Raw genomic sequence first — 14,501 nt, forward strand, 5'->3', positions numbered from 1 at the left:
TGATTAGTGAAAATAGTTGCATTCAGCATAATGTTCCTAACGTCATAAAGGGTAAGATTGCGGGACTGTGAAGGCATTAACACTGTGCTGTGGAAATATGGATCTGAATTTGCGACCTTTAAATTGCAAGCAATAGAACCCCAATGAAAATGAGGACCCCAGCCATCGCCGTTTTAAGTGTTATTTTTTCGCCTAGAATAAGGGCGGATAAGACTAACACGAATAATACGCTTGCTCTGTCTATTGGCGCAACTTTCGAAGCGTCAGTCAATTTTAAAGCGGCAAAATAGAGCAGCCAAGATATAGCGCCAGCTATTCCGGAAAGCACTATGAAAAACACATCCTTACTAGTTAGTTGCGTTAGTTGAGGACCCTTACCTATGGCTATTACGAAGCCTAGCGTAAAAACCATCATAACAATGGTTCTTATTGCAGTGGCAACATTGGAATCAACACCTTGCAACCCAACCTTTGCAAAAATCGCCACAAGTGCAGCAAAAAATGCGTCCAGAATCGCTAAGACAAGCCAATCCATCACTTATCACCAATCCTAAATTGCGTGTGTACTATATTATTTTTAATGTACATAAAAAAATAAATTTCAAATCATGCGTCTAAGTCATGTTAGAACATTTGTTATTCTAGTAATCTACGCGAAAAGTCATCGAAAAATTAGAAAATAAAGGATGAGAAATTGGATGCGACGTTTTTAGAATTTTCTGAGTAGATACTTGAGCACTGTTAGTTTTTGGATTTCGCTTGTTCCTTCGTAGATTTCCGTTATTTTTGCGTCTCGGTGATATCTCTCAACGCGGTAATCGCCTAAGTAGCCGTATCCGCCTAAGACTTGTATTGCGAAGTCTGTGACTTCCATGGCTACTCTGCTCGCGTACTGTTTTGCCATTGCTGTAGCCATTGGGTCCATTTTTCCAACGTCAACTAGCCACGCTGCACGGTAGGTTAAGCTTCTTGCGGCTTCGATTTTTGTCATGGCTTCTGCTAGTCCGCAGCCGATTAGTTCGTGCTGTAGTATTGGTTGTCCGAAGGCTTCGCGTTGCTTGGAGTATTTGAAGGCGATTTCCCATGCTCCTTGTGCCATGCCTAGGGCTTGAGCTGCGACGCCTACGCGTGTTTTGTCGAAGAATTCCATTGAATAGTAGAATCCTTTGTTGAGTTCGCCAATTATGTTCCAGTCTGTCACTTTCACATTGTCGAATTTTACTTCGCCTGTCACTGAACAGCGAATCCCCATTTTATTGTGCAGTTTAGTTGTTTCCAGTCCAGGCGTGCCTTTGTCAACCACGAAAAGGGTTTCGCCTCTGTATGTTGGTCTAACTTTCGTGTCGGTTTGTGTTAGAACAACCATGAAGTCGGCTAGTGTGGCGTTTGTTATGAAGGTTTTTGTACCGTTTATCCACCATTCGTTTCCGTATTTTGTGGCTGTGGTTTCCATTTTTGTTATGTCGCTTCCGCTCACGTTTGGCTCTGTAAAGCACGCGGCGGAAATGAAGTCGCCTTTACAAATTGGCGGCAAGTATTTTTCTTTCTGTTCCTTCGTGCCGTGGACAAGAATGAATTCGCTACCGAAGTTTGCGCTGGATATGGCTACACCTAACGAAGAGTCCGCTCGGCACATTTCTTCAATGACAAGACATGTCTCAAGCAGTCCGCATCCTTGTCCGCCATACTCCTGCGGAAAGAACATGCTCGTGAAGCCGAGCTTGGCGGCTTTCTTGTAAAGTTCCATCGGGTATTCTTCTTTTTTGTCAAGCTCCAAGGAGAGTTCTGGCTTGAACTCTTTTTGGCAGAATTCTCTAACTGCGTTTAGGATTGCGCATTGTTCGGGTGTTAGTTCAAAATTCATTTAGTAGAACCCCCTTCCAGTTTTCTTTCCTAATCTTCCACTGTTCACGTACTCTTCAAGCAGCGGGCACGGCTTATACATTTCCATGTTATACTTGGCGTAGAGCTCCTTAAGCTTGTTTAGCACCACATCCAAGCCGGTTCTGTCCGCGTATTCGCATGGTCCAGAAGGCCAGTAAGTGCCAAGTTTCATTCCAGTGTCAATGTCTTGTGGGTTTGCTGCGTCGTCGTGTATTAGCCATGCGGCTTCGTTTACGGCTACTGCCCATGACCTTTCAACATCGTACTCGTCAAGCAAATTGAAGGGTATTCGCGGTCTGCCTTTCGTCCAATCGTAAAAGCCAACGCCCGTTTTTTGTCCAAACTTTTTCTCATTAATAAGCGGGTCGATTACTTCGGCGCATGGTTTCATCCGTTCTCCATAAGCCTCATACAATATTTTTCCAACCTCATAGGCAATGTCAAGCCCAACAAAATCTGCCAATTCAAACCAGCCCATTGGAAAGCCGCCCGTGTACTTCACCGAAGCGTCTATGCCTTCTTTTGTTGCTTCGCCACGTTTAAACGCCCAGAAAGCTTCGTTGAAGACTGCGCCTAAAACGCGGTTTACTATGAAGCCTCTAACGTCTTTGCGGACGATTACGGGTGTTTTTCCAAGTTTTTTGGCAAGTTCCGCAAGTGTGTCGATTGTTTCTTGGTTTGTGTTTTCGCCTTTGATGACTTCAACAAGCGCCATTGAGTGTGGCGGGTTGAAGAAGTGCATTCCAGCGACTTTGTCTGGGCGGTGTGTGGCTTTTCCCATTTCAGTGATGCTTAGGGTTGAAGTGTTAGATGCTAGTATGGCATGTGGTGGAGCAAGAGAATCAAGGGTTGCGAACACTTTCTTTTTTAGTTCCATGTTTTCGGGCACGGCTTCTATGGCTAAGTCTATGTCTTTTGCAGCTTGTTCATAACTGGTTGTTGTATGCAACCGCGCTAATGTGGCGTCGGCGTCTTCGCGTCGGATGCGTTTTTTCTCAACGAACTTGTCGAGGCTCCACTTTATTTTTTCCATTGCTTTGGTTAGGAATTCGTCGCTGATGTCTATCATGGTGACTTCGTAGCCAGCCATGGCTAGAAGCTCAGCGATTCCGTGACCCATTGTTCCAGAACCGACAACCGCTGCTTTTCTCAATTTTTCAGCAACCAAAACATTCACTTCCATCTTACAAGAATAAAGAAAGAAGTAGGAAATAGTAATAAAAGTTTTGAATACGCAGTCTTTATTTTGGTCTGCCAAAAAAAGGAAAAAGAGTTAGGGTTGTTTTTGTAGGTAGTTAGTTATTGTTAATTTTTGGATTTCACTTGTTCCTTCGTAGATTTCCGTGATTTTTGCGCAGCGGTGGAAGCGTTCTACATGGTAATCTGCTAAGTAGCCGTATCCGCCGAAAATTTGTATGGCGTCGTCTGTGACTTCCATTGCCACGCGGCTTGCGTACGCTTTTGCCATGCTGGTTGCGACTGGATTGGGTTTTTCCTTGTCATAAAGCCACGCCGCCTTATACGTCATCAACCGTGCCGCTTCAATTTTGATTGCCATCTCCGCCAGTTTGAACGAAACTCCTTGAAAGTTGAAAATTGGCTGTCCAAACTGTTTCCGCGTCTTAGCGTAAGCCAACGCCTTTTCGAATGCGCCCTGCGCCATGCCAACCGCTTGAGCCGCAACTGTAATGCGGGTTCCGTCGAAAAGCTCCAGCGTGTAATAGAAGCCCTTGTTTAATTCGCCAACAAGATTCGCCTCTGGCACTCGCAGGTCACTCATAGACAACGAGCCGGTCACTGCGGGTTTTATGCCCATCTTCCCATGCAGTTTAGTGGCTTCCAAGCCTGGCATGCCTTTTTCGGCTAGGAAAAGGCTTTGTCCACGATGTGAAGGTTGTGCGTTTGGGTCAGTTTGGCATAATAGTATGAAGTAGTCGGCGATTGGAGCGTTAGTTATGAATTCTTTTGCGCCGTTAATTACCCATTCGCTTCCAGCTTTGACGGCTGTCGAGTTCATGCGTGTGATGTCGCTTCCATGCTCGGGCTCAGTGAACGCTGCTGCTGCGATTTTCTCGCCTCTCGCCAAAGGCGGAATAACCTTTGCTTTTTGCTCTTCGCTGCCATGCTTTAGCAACACGTCGGGAATCATCAAGTTGCCTAATGATATTGCAACGCCTAAGCCTGGGTCAACACGGCACAGTTCCTCAACCACGATGCAGTCTTCAAGTACGCCGTAGCCTTGACCGTCATACTGCGTTGGTATACGCATGCTTGTAAAGCCCAGTTGAGCGGCTTTCTTGTAAAGAGCCATTGGAAACTCTTCTTTCTGGTCAAATTCTAGGGCAAGTTCTGGCGTGAGTTCTTTTTCTGCAAATTCGCGGGCTGCACGCTTGATTTCTAATTGTTCCTCGTTTAGTTTGAATTCCATTTTGCGCTTCTCCCTTTCAGAGCTTATGTCTTCTGCGCTTTAGCCTCATTAATCTTGTTTTTCAAAGAAGGCACAATCTTGAACAGGTCTTCGACTACGCCGTAGTCTGCGAAGCTGAAGATGGGCGCTTTGGGGTCCTTGTTCACTGCGATTATCAAGTCGCTGCTTTTCATGCCGAGCACGTGTTGGAAGGCGCCGCTGATGCCGAGGGCAAGGTAAAGTTTTGGTTTGACTGTTTTGCCTGAACTGCCAACTTGCCGGTCGTTTGGAAGCCAGCCTTTGTCAACGATTGGGCGTGAACATGCGAGAACCGCGCCTAATGTTTTTGCGAGGTCTTCCATGAGGGGCATGTTCGCTTGGTCTTTTATTCCGCGTCCTATGCCCACGAGCTTTTCGGCTGCGGTTATATCTACTCCGCCGGGCGGTGGCAAAACGTATTGTAAGAAGCGTTTTTCACTGATTTCTTCTGTGAGTGGCGATGGCACGGTGATTATTTGTCCGTTTGCTGGCGGTTCTGGTTTTTTGGGTGTGAAGGTTGCTTGGCGAACGGTAACCATGTAGGTGTCTGCTTTGCGTAATACTGCTTTGACGTTGACTTTGCCGCCGTACATTTGACGCGTTACTGCTAGTGTGTCGCCTTCGAACGCGATGTCTATGATGTCTGTCGCGAGCGGCGTGTTTAATGCTGCGGCTAATCGTGGGGCGAGTTCGACGCCATAGCTTGTGTGTCCCAAAATGACGAGTGAAGGCTTGTGTTCAACGATAAGTTTCGATAAGATTCGCTTGTAAGCTTCGGAGTTGAAGTTTTCAAGTTTTGGGTCTTCGACTGTTATGACTGTTTTTGCGTATTCCGCCAGTGCCTTAGCGTGTTCTTGAACATTTTTGCCAAGTATGACTGCGCATAGTTCGGCGTTTGTTTTTTCTGCGAGTTCGCGGGCTTTGGTGAGTAGTTCGAAAGTTATGTCTCTTATTTGTCCTTGGCGGTGTTCGGCTAAAACGAAAATTTTCGCCATTTTAAATCAGCCCCTTTGATTTGATTATTTCTACAAGTTTGGCTGCGATTTCGTCTGGTGTGCCTTTGAGGAATTCTGCTTGTTTTTCAACTGGCGGCACATAAAGCCTCTCAATGTTTAGCCATGAGCCTGCGATGCCAACGTCTGTTTCGGCTAGTCCCGTGTCTGCTAGGCTTAGAACTTTGATTTCTTTTTGCATGGCTTTGCGGATACCCATTATGCTGACGTAGCGGGGTTCGTTTATGCCCGTAGATACGGCAAATAGCGCTGGTAAGCGAATTTCTAACTGTTCTTCTAAGCCTCCTTCGAGTTCACGGTTTACTTTCGCAATGCCAGAGCCTAACTCGATTTTTTTTACCATGGTTGCGTGTGGAATGTTCAACATTTCAGCGAGTATTGGTCCAGTTGCAGCGTTGCCTGTGTCGCCTGCTTGCGCGCCAAGAAGGATTAGGTCGTAATGTAAGGTTTTGATTACGCTGTGTAATATTTTGGCTGTGGCGTAGGCGTCTGAGCCTTCAAATTTTGGGTCTGTTAAGCGTATGGCTTTGTCTGCTCCGCGGGCTAAGCATTTTCTTAGCGTGGATTCGCTGTCTTGTGGACCGATGGTTATGGCGGTTACGGTTCCGCCGAATCTCTCTTTTATGCGCACTGCTTCTTCTAATGCGTAGTCGTCCCACTCGTTAATGTCAAAGACTAAACCAGCCTTGTCTATTGTCTTACCGCTAGAATCAATTTTTAGTTCTGCCTCTGCTGTTTCCGGAACATGCTTAACACAAACAATTATGTCCAAATTATATAGTCTCCCCGTGTGTTTTGAACAGAGTTAAAACGTGCAAAATCATAAAACTTTTGCCTATAAAAAACAAATTCAAACATAAAAAGTCTCTTCAACTGCGACAGCACAAATTCAAATTAGAAAATGGAGTCTATTTACCTACGATTTCCAACTATTAATCAACTTATATTGTCTCAAGCATTAGACATTTTCATTGAATCTGCACGATAACAGTTAGAAAGTTTTTCATATCCTCATTCGGTACAGACAGTCTGTGTTACAATAATGTTTATAGGTTTGTATTACAAGTCATAAAACAGTGAGAAGCACAATGTCAACCACAATAACAATACGCATACCACGAGAACTCAAAGAAAAAATGAAACAAAACCCAGCACAATGGAGCGAAGAAGTCAGAAAATTCATTGAAGAAAGAATCAAACACCTCGAACTCCTCAAAACACTCGAAGAAATAGAACCAAAAGCAGAAAAACGAAAAACGAAAATAGACTCAACAACCCTCATCAGGGAGGATCGAGAACGCCAAAACTAATCCTCGACTCCAACATCCTCGTAAAACTCGTCACAAACGAACCAAACTCCAAAGAAGCCCGGGCAACCATAACAACATTACTCAAAAAAGGCTACACTCTACACACTGTAGATATAGCACTAGCCGAAAGCCTAAGCGCATTATGGAAACACGCAAAAATACACAAAGATCTAAAACCTGAAGAAACAAAACAGGCAATACAAGACTTGACAAGAATATACGACAAGATAGACATTCTCACCACCCGCGAAATCGCCGAAGAAACCACAGATATAGCCTTAACCCAAAACATAACAGTCTACGACGCACTATACATAGCAGCAACCCAAAAATTAAATGCCACCCTATACACAGCTGACCAAAAACTACACAACATCGCAAACAAAATCACAAACACAAAACTACTAAAAACATAACAACCAAATTTACAACTAAAACAAAATCACATTTAAATCTAAGATTGAACCTATTTATAAGGAGGCTATAGCGACCGTAGAACAGTAATAGGCATATACGTTTAAATCTGTTAACACACTCACTTACTCTCCTATGTCAACCAAAAACACCATCATAAACAAAGCCCTACACTACTTCAACGTAGAAGGCTGGAACTGCGCAGAATCCGTTTACATGGCAATCTTCCGCGAATACTACAAAATAGACGTCACACCAAAAACCGTCACCGCTTTTGGCGGCGGCATCGCCAGAACAGGTAGCATTTGCGGAGCAGTAAACGTTGCCATAATGGGCATAAGCCAAAAATACGGCAGAACCAGCCCGAAACAACCTTTTATTCGCACACAACGTCCAGTTTTCCAGTTTCTCAACAGAATCCTTGATCAATACGGTTCCTTAAGCTGCGCTAAACTAAAACAGTCCCAACATGACAAGTTGGAAGGCAAAATCCGTGAAGAAGACGCAAAAGAAAACCTCTGCACGCCACTAATAAAAACAGTAATCGAAACCTTCCTAGCCATAACTGAAAACAACAAGCAAACACAAACATATTAGAACCCAAATAAACTAGCTAGCTACTATCACACGCACAAACACAAAATCATAAAACAAAACCTTTTATCCAACCGCCCCGCAAATGTTCAGCAAGGAGTTTAAAACATGGCGTTAGAAACAACAAAAATCTTAGGTGGAATAGGCGCAGTACTCATGCTCGTCTCACCCATAGGCATGCACACAGGTATAGTAGGCATAGCAGGCGTAATCCTCGTTTTAATAGCCCTAAGCAGACTCGCACACCACTACAACGAACCAGGCATATTTAACAACGCCATCTATGGAATAATCACCGCAATAGCCGGAGCGGCAATATCCCTCGGCATCATACTCATAGCTGCATTCGACCTATTTAGAACACTTGGACTCGACGTCAGCTGGACAGACCCGACAATATTCCAAAGAATAGACTGGCCAAAACTCTTCAAGTGGGAAACCTTCGCACCATACATCATCGTCATAGCCCTCAGCCTAGTAATGCTCTTCATACTATTCGTAGTCGCATCAACCTTCATCAGAAGGTCATTCAACATCCTCGGCGAAAAAACAGGCATACACGCCTTCAAAACCGCAGGATTCCTAATCTTCCTCGGCGCAATACTAACAATAATCGGCGTAGGCTTACTCATAATGTGGATAGCCTTAATATTCCTCGCAATAGGCTTCTTCTCAATAAAAACAACCTAAAATGCGCCGCTCATCTTCCATTTTCTTTTAGCGCAACAGAAACCAGCAATGACGCACGCCGAAATCTCTGCTTCCACGCAGAATCTTAACCCTCACACGCGCAACATACAACATCCCAACAGCCAACAACACACCCAACAAAACCGCGCCAACAACAGAAAAATCATAACCCAACCTACGCTCACCAACACCATACGTAAAATACAAACCCAAAAGAAACAAAACAATCCCAACCAAAAACAGAAACAAGAGAAGCCACCACCAAAGCAGCCAATACCAAGCCCTACGCACCCTTCAACACCCCAATCTGATAAAGCATTCAACCTATTTATAAGGGAGGGGCTATAGCTTCCGCACAGCAAAAAGACAAAACCATAAAGAGCATGAAAACCTTGATACGCGTAGACTTGCATGTCCACACTAACTATTCGGCAGATTCCACAATCAACCCCAAAACCCTAATAGACCAACTAAACGCACACCCAACAATCAAAGCCGTAGCCATAACAGACCACAACACAACAGAAGGCTACAACCACGCAAAACAACTCGCATCCGCATACCCAGACATACTCATAATCCCAGCAGCAGAAATAACCACAACACAAGGCGACATAATAATCCTAGGCACAGCAGAACTCCCATCAAAACCATGGACACCACAAAACATCACAAACTACGCAAAACAAAACAACGCCATAACAATCGCAGCCCACCCATACCGCACATACGGATTAGGCGAAAACACAAAAAACTACCAAATAGACGCCATAGAAACCCTAAACGGCACATCACCCACACACATAAACAAAATGGCAGAAAACCTCGCAAAAACACTAAACCTACCAGGCGTTGCAGGAAGCGACGCACACAACACAGACGAACTATGGACAGTTTACACAGAAATCCAAGCACCACCAGACATAAACGAAATCCTAAAAGCAATAAAAAACGGCAAAGTCAAAACCGCATACGCCCCAAAGTCAATACATTTTTAAAACACCAAACAACATCATTACTGAATTAACAGATGAAAAACAAATGACACCATTACAAATAGGATTCCTAGGCGGAACACGCGAAGTAGGCAGAATAGCCATAAGCGTAAAAACCGAAAAAACACAAGTTTTGCTAGATTACGGCGTAATGCTAAACCACAAACCCGGATTCCCAATGCACGTACCACCAAAAAACGTCGACGCAGTAATCCTAACGCATAGCCACCTTGATCACTCAGGTGCAGTCCCAATATTTTACATCCACGAAAGAAAACTATTATACACAAACAAACTCAACCTAGAACTAACCCAAATACTAATCGCAGACTTCATCCACCTATCAAGCTACTACCTACCATTCGAATACCTAGAACTAAAAACAATGACACGCAGCAACAAACACATAGACTACAACAAACAAGAACAAATCAAAGACATAAACTTCCAACTCGTAAACGCAGGACACACACCAGGAAGCGCATCAATACTACTCGAAGCAGAAGGAAAACGAATACTCTACACAGGCGACTTCAACACCACAGACACGAGGCTTCTAGAAGGCGCAAAAATGCAATACAACGATTTAGACGCAGTAATAATCGAAAGCACCTACGCAAACGAAGACCACACAGAACGCTTAGAACTCGAAAAACGCTTCGTAGACGAAACCACAGACGTCATCGAAAAAGGCGGAACAGTCCTCGTCCCAGCCTTCGGCGTAGGCAGATCACAAGAAATCGCATGTGTGTTAACAGCACACCATTTTGAATATCCAATTTACATGGATGGAATGGCACGAGAAGCAAGCCGCATAATACTCAACTACAGAGAGTTTCTGAGAGACCCAAAACTTTTCAACGACACAATGCACACGGTTGAATGGATAGAAGGTTGGAGAGACCGCAGAAAAGCAACAAAAACACCATGCGTGATAATCTCGCCAGCCGGCATGCTCAAAGGCGGACCAGCAGTGTTTTACACGTCAAAAATAGGGAAAAAAGCGCACAACGCTATCTTCTTAGTTAGCTATCAAATTCCTGGCACTCCCGGAAAAGAATTGTTAGAGAAAGGCGTGTGCTTAATTGATGGAAAAATGAGAAAGGTGAAGGCTCGAGTTCAACATTTCGACTTTTCCTCTCATTGCGGAGCAACTCAGCTTAAGGAAGCAGTTAAAGAACTTGGAGGAAACCCGAAGGTTTTTGTGGTTCATGGCGCAGAAGGAAACTGTGAACTTTTTGCAAAATGGATAAAGAACGAGTTAGGATTAGACGCTTCTGCTCCGAAAACTGGCGACGTAGTTAAGCTTTAACGAGTGAAACTATGAAAATTGGGATTCTGCAGATTGGACAAGTGGATTCCTACATTGTAGGTAGAGTTCAAGAAAATTTGAGAATGATTTTTCCAGACGCGACATGCGTGGTTATAGATGAGAAGATTTCAGTTCCCAAAGAAGCTTTTGATAAGGCGAGAGACCAATATCGCTCAGACATTATCCTAAACAGAATTCATGTTTACGCTGAAAAAGAAGAAACTTTGGATAGAATTTTGGGAATTGTGGACGTTGACATCTTTGTTCCACAACTGAACTTCGTTTTCGGAGAAGCAGAATTCCCCGGAAAAGCAGCGTTGATATCTTTGTGGAGGTTAAGACCAGAGTTTTATGGTAAACCCGCAAATGTGGAGCTTTTCCTGGAGAGAAGCACAAAGGAGGCAGTACATGAGCTTGGACACACGTTTGGTTTGCGGCATTGTTCTAACCCGTTCTGTGTCATGTATTTTTCAAATTCCATTTTCGAAACTGACAGAAAACAAAGCTTATTCTGCAGTAAATGCTATCAAAAAGCTGAGAAGACCATCAAAGGCATAGGTAAGCACATTGAACGGCAAGTTTAAAGTTAAGCCTATTCATTTGGCGCCTATTTTAGTGAGTCTCCTATTTGGATTATTGTGTGCTTTTCTGTTGTTGACGTTTTCCTTGGAAATTTATGTGGTTACGCCATTTCCAGAAGGTGTTGGGTCGTTTGGTAACGCGTTTTATTTTGTTGTTTTGGTTGGGGTTGGTGCGTTATTGCTGTATTTGCTTGTTAAGAGGAAAAGTCGTAGATTGATTAGTTTGGTTACTGGTTTTGCTTTGACAGTTGCGGTTTTTATGCTTTCGGTTGTTTATTTTTCGGCTGTATTTTCTTTTTTTGCGGTTGCGTATGTTGACGTTTTGGTTTTGGCGTTATCCGTGCTTGTGACAATTTCTGCGTATTTTGCAATTTTTCGAGCTAGAAGCGGCATTTATGATTTTACAGTTCTGTGTTTGGGTGGTGCTTTGGGGACTTTTTTGGGTTTTTCGATTCCAACTTTGAGTGCGCTGTTGATTTTGGGTTTTCTGGCGGTTTATGATGCTTTTGCCGTTTATTATGGACCTGTTGGGAAAATAGCTCGTAGTGGACTTGAACAATTGCGTGGTTTGAGTTTTTCTTTTAAGAATGTGCAGATGGGTTTGGGTGATTTGACTTTTTATTCCATGTTGACAAGTCGAGTGTTTTTTGATTTTGGTCCGGTTTTCTGTTTTGTTTCTATGATGGGTGTTTTGGCTGGTGTGTTTTTTGCTTTTAAGATGTTGGAGAAAAAGGGGATGTTTCCTGGGTTGCCTTTTCCAATAGCATTAGGTTTAATACCATTGGTTATGTCGTTTTTTATTTGAGAAAAGTTGAAAATATAAGATTGGAAAGGATAATTAACTTGGTTTGAGTGAGAAGGGAAAGTGTGTTGAGGGATTTCATTAAAAAATTGCTGATTGTCTTGTGCGTTTTGATTGTGGCGTCTGTGGCTTTATCCTTTTACATTATTCGCTACAGTTCTATTACTGATAATGTTGCTCCGCAATGGAGGAATCAAAACCAGAGTGACGCGTGGATTTTGCAAGGAGAACGCATTTCTCTTCAAGCAGATGGTAGGGATAATTTTTTGCTTCGTAAGGCTGTTCTTGCGACGAATGAAAGTGGAGTTTGGAGAAATGAGACGGAGTACGCTTTTATGTGGAGGCAAGAAGCTGTTTTCGGTTTTGACAATTTTGGCACTGCGACGTATGAAGATGGAGTGTTGTATGCGCCTTCGAAAGGAGACAATAAGGTTTATGCGGTGAACGCTTCTAATGGGAATGTTATTTGGAACACTACGGTTAGACAATGTGATGCTTCTCCATACATTGACGAGGATGTTATTTATGTGGGTGAATGTATGGGTCCTGACCATGAACCTATACCGTCTCCAAAGGCAATGGCATTAAACAAGACTAATGGCGAAGTAGTTTGGGAGTTTGTTGAGCCAAACGGTTCTACTTGGGTGGGTTCGCCTGTTGTCTATGGTGATTACGTGTATTTTACAACGTATGGTTCTGGAGTTTACGCTTTAAACAAAACTAATGGTGCGCCTATTTGGCAGCGTGACATTGGAAAGATAGTTTGTTCTGTTGCATATCATGATGGGATGGTTTTTGTTTCGGCGCATGAACCGTCTGGGCAATATGCTTTCAATGCGACAACTGGGGATATAATATGGCAGAAAAACTATGGTGCATCGTGGGATTCTTCACCTGTAATCTACGAGAGAATGATTGTTCAGGTTACGAGAAACACAGCTAATATGTGGTCTGCTTATGTGCTGAATGAAACAAATGGAGAGGTTATAAGAAAATTTGACGGAAAGGGAAGCTGCAGCACGCCTTTGGTGTATAATGGCAAAATATTTATTCCAAGTGAGGATTGGCGCATTTGGGCTTTTGATTTAATGACTGGAAGTGGGTTGTGGCATACTGTGCAGCTTCACAATGGAACTTTTCAAAATCACAGTTATTGCAGTCCAGTTTTAGCTGGTGGAGCAATTTATTATCAAGCTTTGAATGGAACATTTTATGTTATAGACGAAGCTGATGGAAGTGTTCTTTGGTCTTATGATTTGGGTGGATATGGTTTTGGAAGCCCAAGCGTTGGTGATGGGTGCGTCTTTATCACGAACGATTTTGCGCTTTATGCTTTTAGGATAGGACTTGGTGTTGGTGATTGGCGTATGTTTTGTGGCGATGAGTTGCATCAGAGCGTTTCAGAAAATGGCATAAAGTATGTGCGGTATCCGTTGACGGAGCCTAAAGATTTTGTTAGTTTATTTAATGTTTGGGTTACTGTAAAGTTTGTTTGGTGCAATAAGACGATTGCTTCAGGTGCGATAGCGTGGAGAATTTACTTTTTCGATGTCGCTGGAAACGTGAATGCTACTGACGTGATGGTTTTTCGTGTTCGTATGCCAGTGCAAGAGATAACTGCAGTTAATCCGTGGTTCCGAGTAGGATTGTAATTTTTTTTGGCTTAGTTGCTTGCTAGCACCATTCGTGTGGAGTTTACGTCGACTTCCACTATTTTGCAGTTTTTGAATTCTTTGGATTCTCCAAGCACGTTTTTGACGAGGATGCGGTTACTTTCCATTTTTGCGTATACCACGTCTTTGAAAACTGTTTTCCCGTTGAGTATTACGGTGAATTCGCACATTCACACCACAACCGACAACAAATAAAATGTGCTTAGTTATAAACGTCTCCTTTGTTTGTGTATTTGGGATAAGTAGTTATAATCCACGAGTATTATAGGTTTTAATTCTTGTAGATTAAAAGATGAACGTGATGCCCAATAAAAAGGAATTTGACAAGTCTTCGGATGTTAACATATTTCAAATTCTTACGGAAACGGCTGAAAAAGAGAAAAGGAAGCGTAAAGAGGAACTTTTGGCTCCATTGGGCGTAAAGGAGTTTTTTGTTGAAGGGAAAATATCGATTGATAAGCGGACGTGTAAGGGTGTCGAGTGCAAACTCTGCATAAAGGCTTGTCCAACTAATGCTTTGTTTTGGAAAAGTGGCGAAGTTGGGATAACGGAAGACTTGTGCATTTATTGTGGTGCGTGTGTTTTGAACTGTATTGTGGATGATTGCATTAAAATTGTGAGAAGAAGGCGGAATGGACAAATTGAACGTTTCAGTAAACCGAAAGATTTCGTAGCGCTTCAGCATGGCATTTGCACTAGAAAGCGTTTTGAAAGAATCGGTGACGTTTTTCCAAAGCCAGAAACTTACCTTGAAAGGTACAAGACAAAATAATAATATTTCAGAATA

The 14,501-nt window shown here is 43.1% G+C and carries 18 protein-coding genes; 10 read left to right on the forward strand and 8 right to left on the reverse strand.

All coding sequences use genetic code 11. The annotated features are described in order from the left end of the window. Nucleotides 1–118: 118 nt before the first annotated feature. From QXW63_04325 to QXW63_04350, 6 genes are all read right to left on the reverse strand, one after another. The gene (locus QXW63_04325; protein MEM3461119.1) at nt 119–535 is read right to left on the reverse strand and encodes an EamA family transporter; all 417 of its coding nucleotides are present in this window, start codon (nt 533–535) and stop codon (nt 119–121) included. A gap of 174 nt (nt 536–709) precedes the next feature. Next, complete coding sequence (locus tag QXW63_04330) at nt 710–1,864, reverse strand: acyl-CoA dehydrogenase family protein (GenBank protein MEM3461120.1); 1,155 nt, start codon at nt 1,862–1,864, stop codon at nt 710–712. After that, entirely contained in the window at nt 1,865–3,052 is a 1,188-nt protein-coding gene (locus QXW63_04335; GenBank protein ID MEM3461121.1) for a 3-hydroxyacyl-CoA dehydrogenase, read from the reverse strand. Nucleotides 3,053–3,157: 105 nt separating this feature from the next. Continuing rightward, the gene (locus tag QXW63_04340; GenBank protein MEM3461122.1) at nt 3,158–4,312 is read right to left on the reverse strand and encodes an acyl-CoA dehydrogenase family protein; all 1,155 of its coding nucleotides are present in this window, start codon (nt 4,310–4,312) and stop codon (nt 3,158–3,160) included. 23 nt (nt 4,313–4,335) lie between these two features. Next, the gene (locus QXW63_04345; protein ID MEM3461123.1) at nt 4,336–5,325 is read right to left on the reverse strand and encodes an electron transfer flavoprotein subunit alpha/FixB family protein; all 990 of its coding nucleotides are present in this window, start codon (nt 5,323–5,325) and stop codon (nt 4,336–4,338) included. A 1-nt stretch (nt 5,326) separates the two neighbouring features. Continuing rightward, nucleotides 5,327–6,115: an electron transfer flavoprotein subunit beta/FixA family protein gene (locus QXW63_04350; protein ID MEM3461124.1), complete on the reverse strand. Its 789-nt coding sequence runs from the start codon at nt 6,113–6,115 to the stop codon at nt 5,327–5,329. Between the two features lie 316 nt (nt 6,116–6,431). Between QXW63_04350 and QXW63_04355 the strand changes: the two genes are divergently transcribed. From QXW63_04355 to QXW63_04370, 4 genes are all read left to right on the forward strand, one after another. Then, nucleotides 6,432–6,653 carry a hypothetical protein gene (locus tag QXW63_04355; protein ID MEM3461125.1) on the forward strand — a complete coding sequence of 74 codons (222 nt, stop codon included), beginning with the start codon at nt 6,432–6,434 and terminating at the stop codon, nt 6,651–6,653. Further along, complete coding sequence (locus QXW63_04360; GenBank protein MEM3461126.1) at nt 6,653–7,069, forward strand: type II toxin-antitoxin system VapC family toxin; 417 nt, start codon at nt 6,653–6,655, stop codon at nt 7,067–7,069. The genes QXW63_04355 and QXW63_04360 overlap by 1 nt, the downstream gene beginning before the upstream one ends. A 133-nt stretch (nt 7,070–7,202) precedes the next feature. Continuing rightward, complete coding sequence (locus tag QXW63_04365; protein MEM3461127.1) at nt 7,203–7,664, forward strand: C-GCAxxG-C-C family protein; 462 nt, start codon at nt 7,203–7,205, stop codon at nt 7,662–7,664. A gap of 105 nt (nt 7,665–7,769) precedes the next feature. Then, nucleotides 7,770–8,351, forward strand: coding sequence for a DUF996 domain-containing protein (locus QXW63_04370; GenBank protein ID MEM3461128.1), 582 nt, complete (start codon nt 7,770–7,772; stop codon nt 8,349–8,351). A 27-nt stretch (nt 8,352–8,378) separates the two neighbouring features. On the opposite strand, the gene QXW63_04375 is transcribed toward QXW63_04370, so the two are convergent. Then, nucleotides 8,379–8,642, reverse strand: coding sequence for a hypothetical protein (locus tag QXW63_04375; GenBank protein MEM3461129.1), 264 nt, complete (start codon nt 8,640–8,642; stop codon nt 8,379–8,381). Nucleotides 8,643–8,734: 92 nt separating this feature from the next. Between QXW63_04375 and QXW63_04380 the strand changes: the two genes are divergently transcribed. The 5 genes from QXW63_04380 to QXW63_04400 all read left to right on the forward strand — a co-directional run bounded on the left by QXW63_04380 (nt 8,735) and on the right by QXW63_04400 (nt 13,693). Next, on the forward strand, nt 8,735–9,349 hold the full coding sequence (locus QXW63_04380) for a PHP domain-containing protein (GenBank protein MEM3461130.1): 615 nt from the start codon (nt 8,735–8,737) through the stop codon (nt 9,347–9,349). Between the two features lie 43 nt (nt 9,350–9,392). Further along, complete coding sequence (locus QXW63_04385; GenBank protein ID MEM3461131.1) at nt 9,393–10,658, forward strand: MBL fold metallo-hydrolase; 1,266 nt, start codon at nt 9,393–9,395, stop codon at nt 10,656–10,658. 11 nt (nt 10,659–10,669) lie between these two features. Continuing rightward, nucleotides 10,670–11,242: an archaemetzincin family Zn-dependent metalloprotease gene (locus tag QXW63_04390; protein MEM3461132.1), complete on the forward strand. Its 573-nt coding sequence runs from the start codon at nt 10,670–10,672 to the stop codon at nt 11,240–11,242. A gap of 67 nt (nt 11,243–11,309) precedes the next feature. Further along, entirely contained in the window at nt 11,310–12,044 is a 735-nt protein-coding gene (locus QXW63_04395; protein ID MEM3461133.1) for a hypothetical protein, read from the forward strand. Between the two features lie 65 nt (nt 12,045–12,109). Beyond that, nucleotides 12,110–13,693 carry a PQQ-binding-like beta-propeller repeat protein gene (locus QXW63_04400; GenBank protein ID MEM3461134.1) on the forward strand — a complete coding sequence of 528 codons (1,584 nt, stop codon included), beginning with the start codon at nt 12,110–12,112 and terminating at the stop codon, nt 13,691–13,693. A gap of 11 nt (nt 13,694–13,704) precedes the next feature. On the opposite strand, the gene QXW63_04405 is transcribed toward QXW63_04400, so the two are convergent. Then, nucleotides 13,705–13,884, reverse strand: coding sequence for a CooT family nickel-binding protein (locus tag QXW63_04405; protein MEM3461135.1), 180 nt, complete (start codon nt 13,882–13,884; stop codon nt 13,705–13,707). A 131-nt stretch (nt 13,885–14,015) separates the two neighbouring features. On the opposite strand from QXW63_04405, the gene QXW63_04410 reads away from it, so the two are divergent. Then, nucleotides 14,016–14,486 carry a hypothetical protein gene (locus tag QXW63_04410; GenBank protein MEM3461136.1) on the forward strand — a complete coding sequence of 157 codons (471 nt, stop codon included), beginning with the start codon at nt 14,016–14,018 and terminating at the stop codon, nt 14,484–14,486. The last annotated feature ends 15 nt before the right edge of the window (nt 14,487–14,501 follow it).

Source organism: Candidatus Bathyarchaeia archaeon (assembly GCA_038873195.1).
Taxonomy (GTDB): Archaea; Thermoproteota; Bathyarchaeia; order Bathyarchaeales; family Bathycorpusculaceae; genus DSLH01.

Coding starts and splice junctions, on each gene's coding strand:
- QXW63_04340 (MEM3461122.1), bottom strand. CDS start 4,312: ATGGAATTCAAACTAAACGAGGAACAATTAGAAATCAAGCGTGCAGCC.
- QXW63_04345 (MEM3461123.1), bottom strand. CDS start 5,325: ATGGCGAAAATTTTCGTTTTAGCCGAACACCGCCAAGGACAAATAAGA.
- QXW63_04365 (MEM3461127.1), top strand. CDS start 7,203: ATGTCAACCAAAAACACCATCATAAACAAAGCCCTACACTACTTCAAC.
- QXW63_04410 (MEM3461136.1), top strand. CDS start 14,016: ATGCCCAATAAAAAGGAATTTGACAAGTCTTCGGATGTTAACATATTT.
- QXW63_04380 (MEM3461130.1), top strand. CDS start 8,735: ATGAAAACCTTGATACGCGTAGACTTGCATGTCCACACTAACTATTCG.
- QXW63_04330 (MEM3461120.1), bottom strand. CDS start 1,864: ATGAATTTTGAACTAACACCCGAACAATGCGCAATCCTAAACGCAGTT.
- QXW63_04355 (MEM3461125.1), top strand. CDS start 6,432: ATGTCAACCACAATAACAATACGCATACCACGAGAACTCAAAGAAAAA.
- QXW63_04390 (MEM3461132.1), top strand. CDS start 10,670: ATGAAAATTGGGATTCTGCAGATTGGACAAGTGGATTCCTACATTGTA.
- QXW63_04325 (MEM3461119.1), bottom strand. CDS start 535: ATGGATTGGCTTGTCTTAGCGATTCTGGACGCATTTTTTGCTGCACTT.
- QXW63_04385 (MEM3461131.1), top strand. CDS start 9,393: ATGACACCATTACAAATAGGATTCCTAGGCGGAACACGCGAAGTAGGC.
- QXW63_04370 (MEM3461128.1), top strand. CDS start 7,770: ATGGCGTTAGAAACAACAAAAATCTTAGGTGGAATAGGCGCAGTACTC.
- QXW63_04405 (MEM3461135.1), bottom strand. CDS start 13,884: ATGTGCGAATTCACCGTAATACTCAACGGGAAAACAGTTTTCAAAGAC.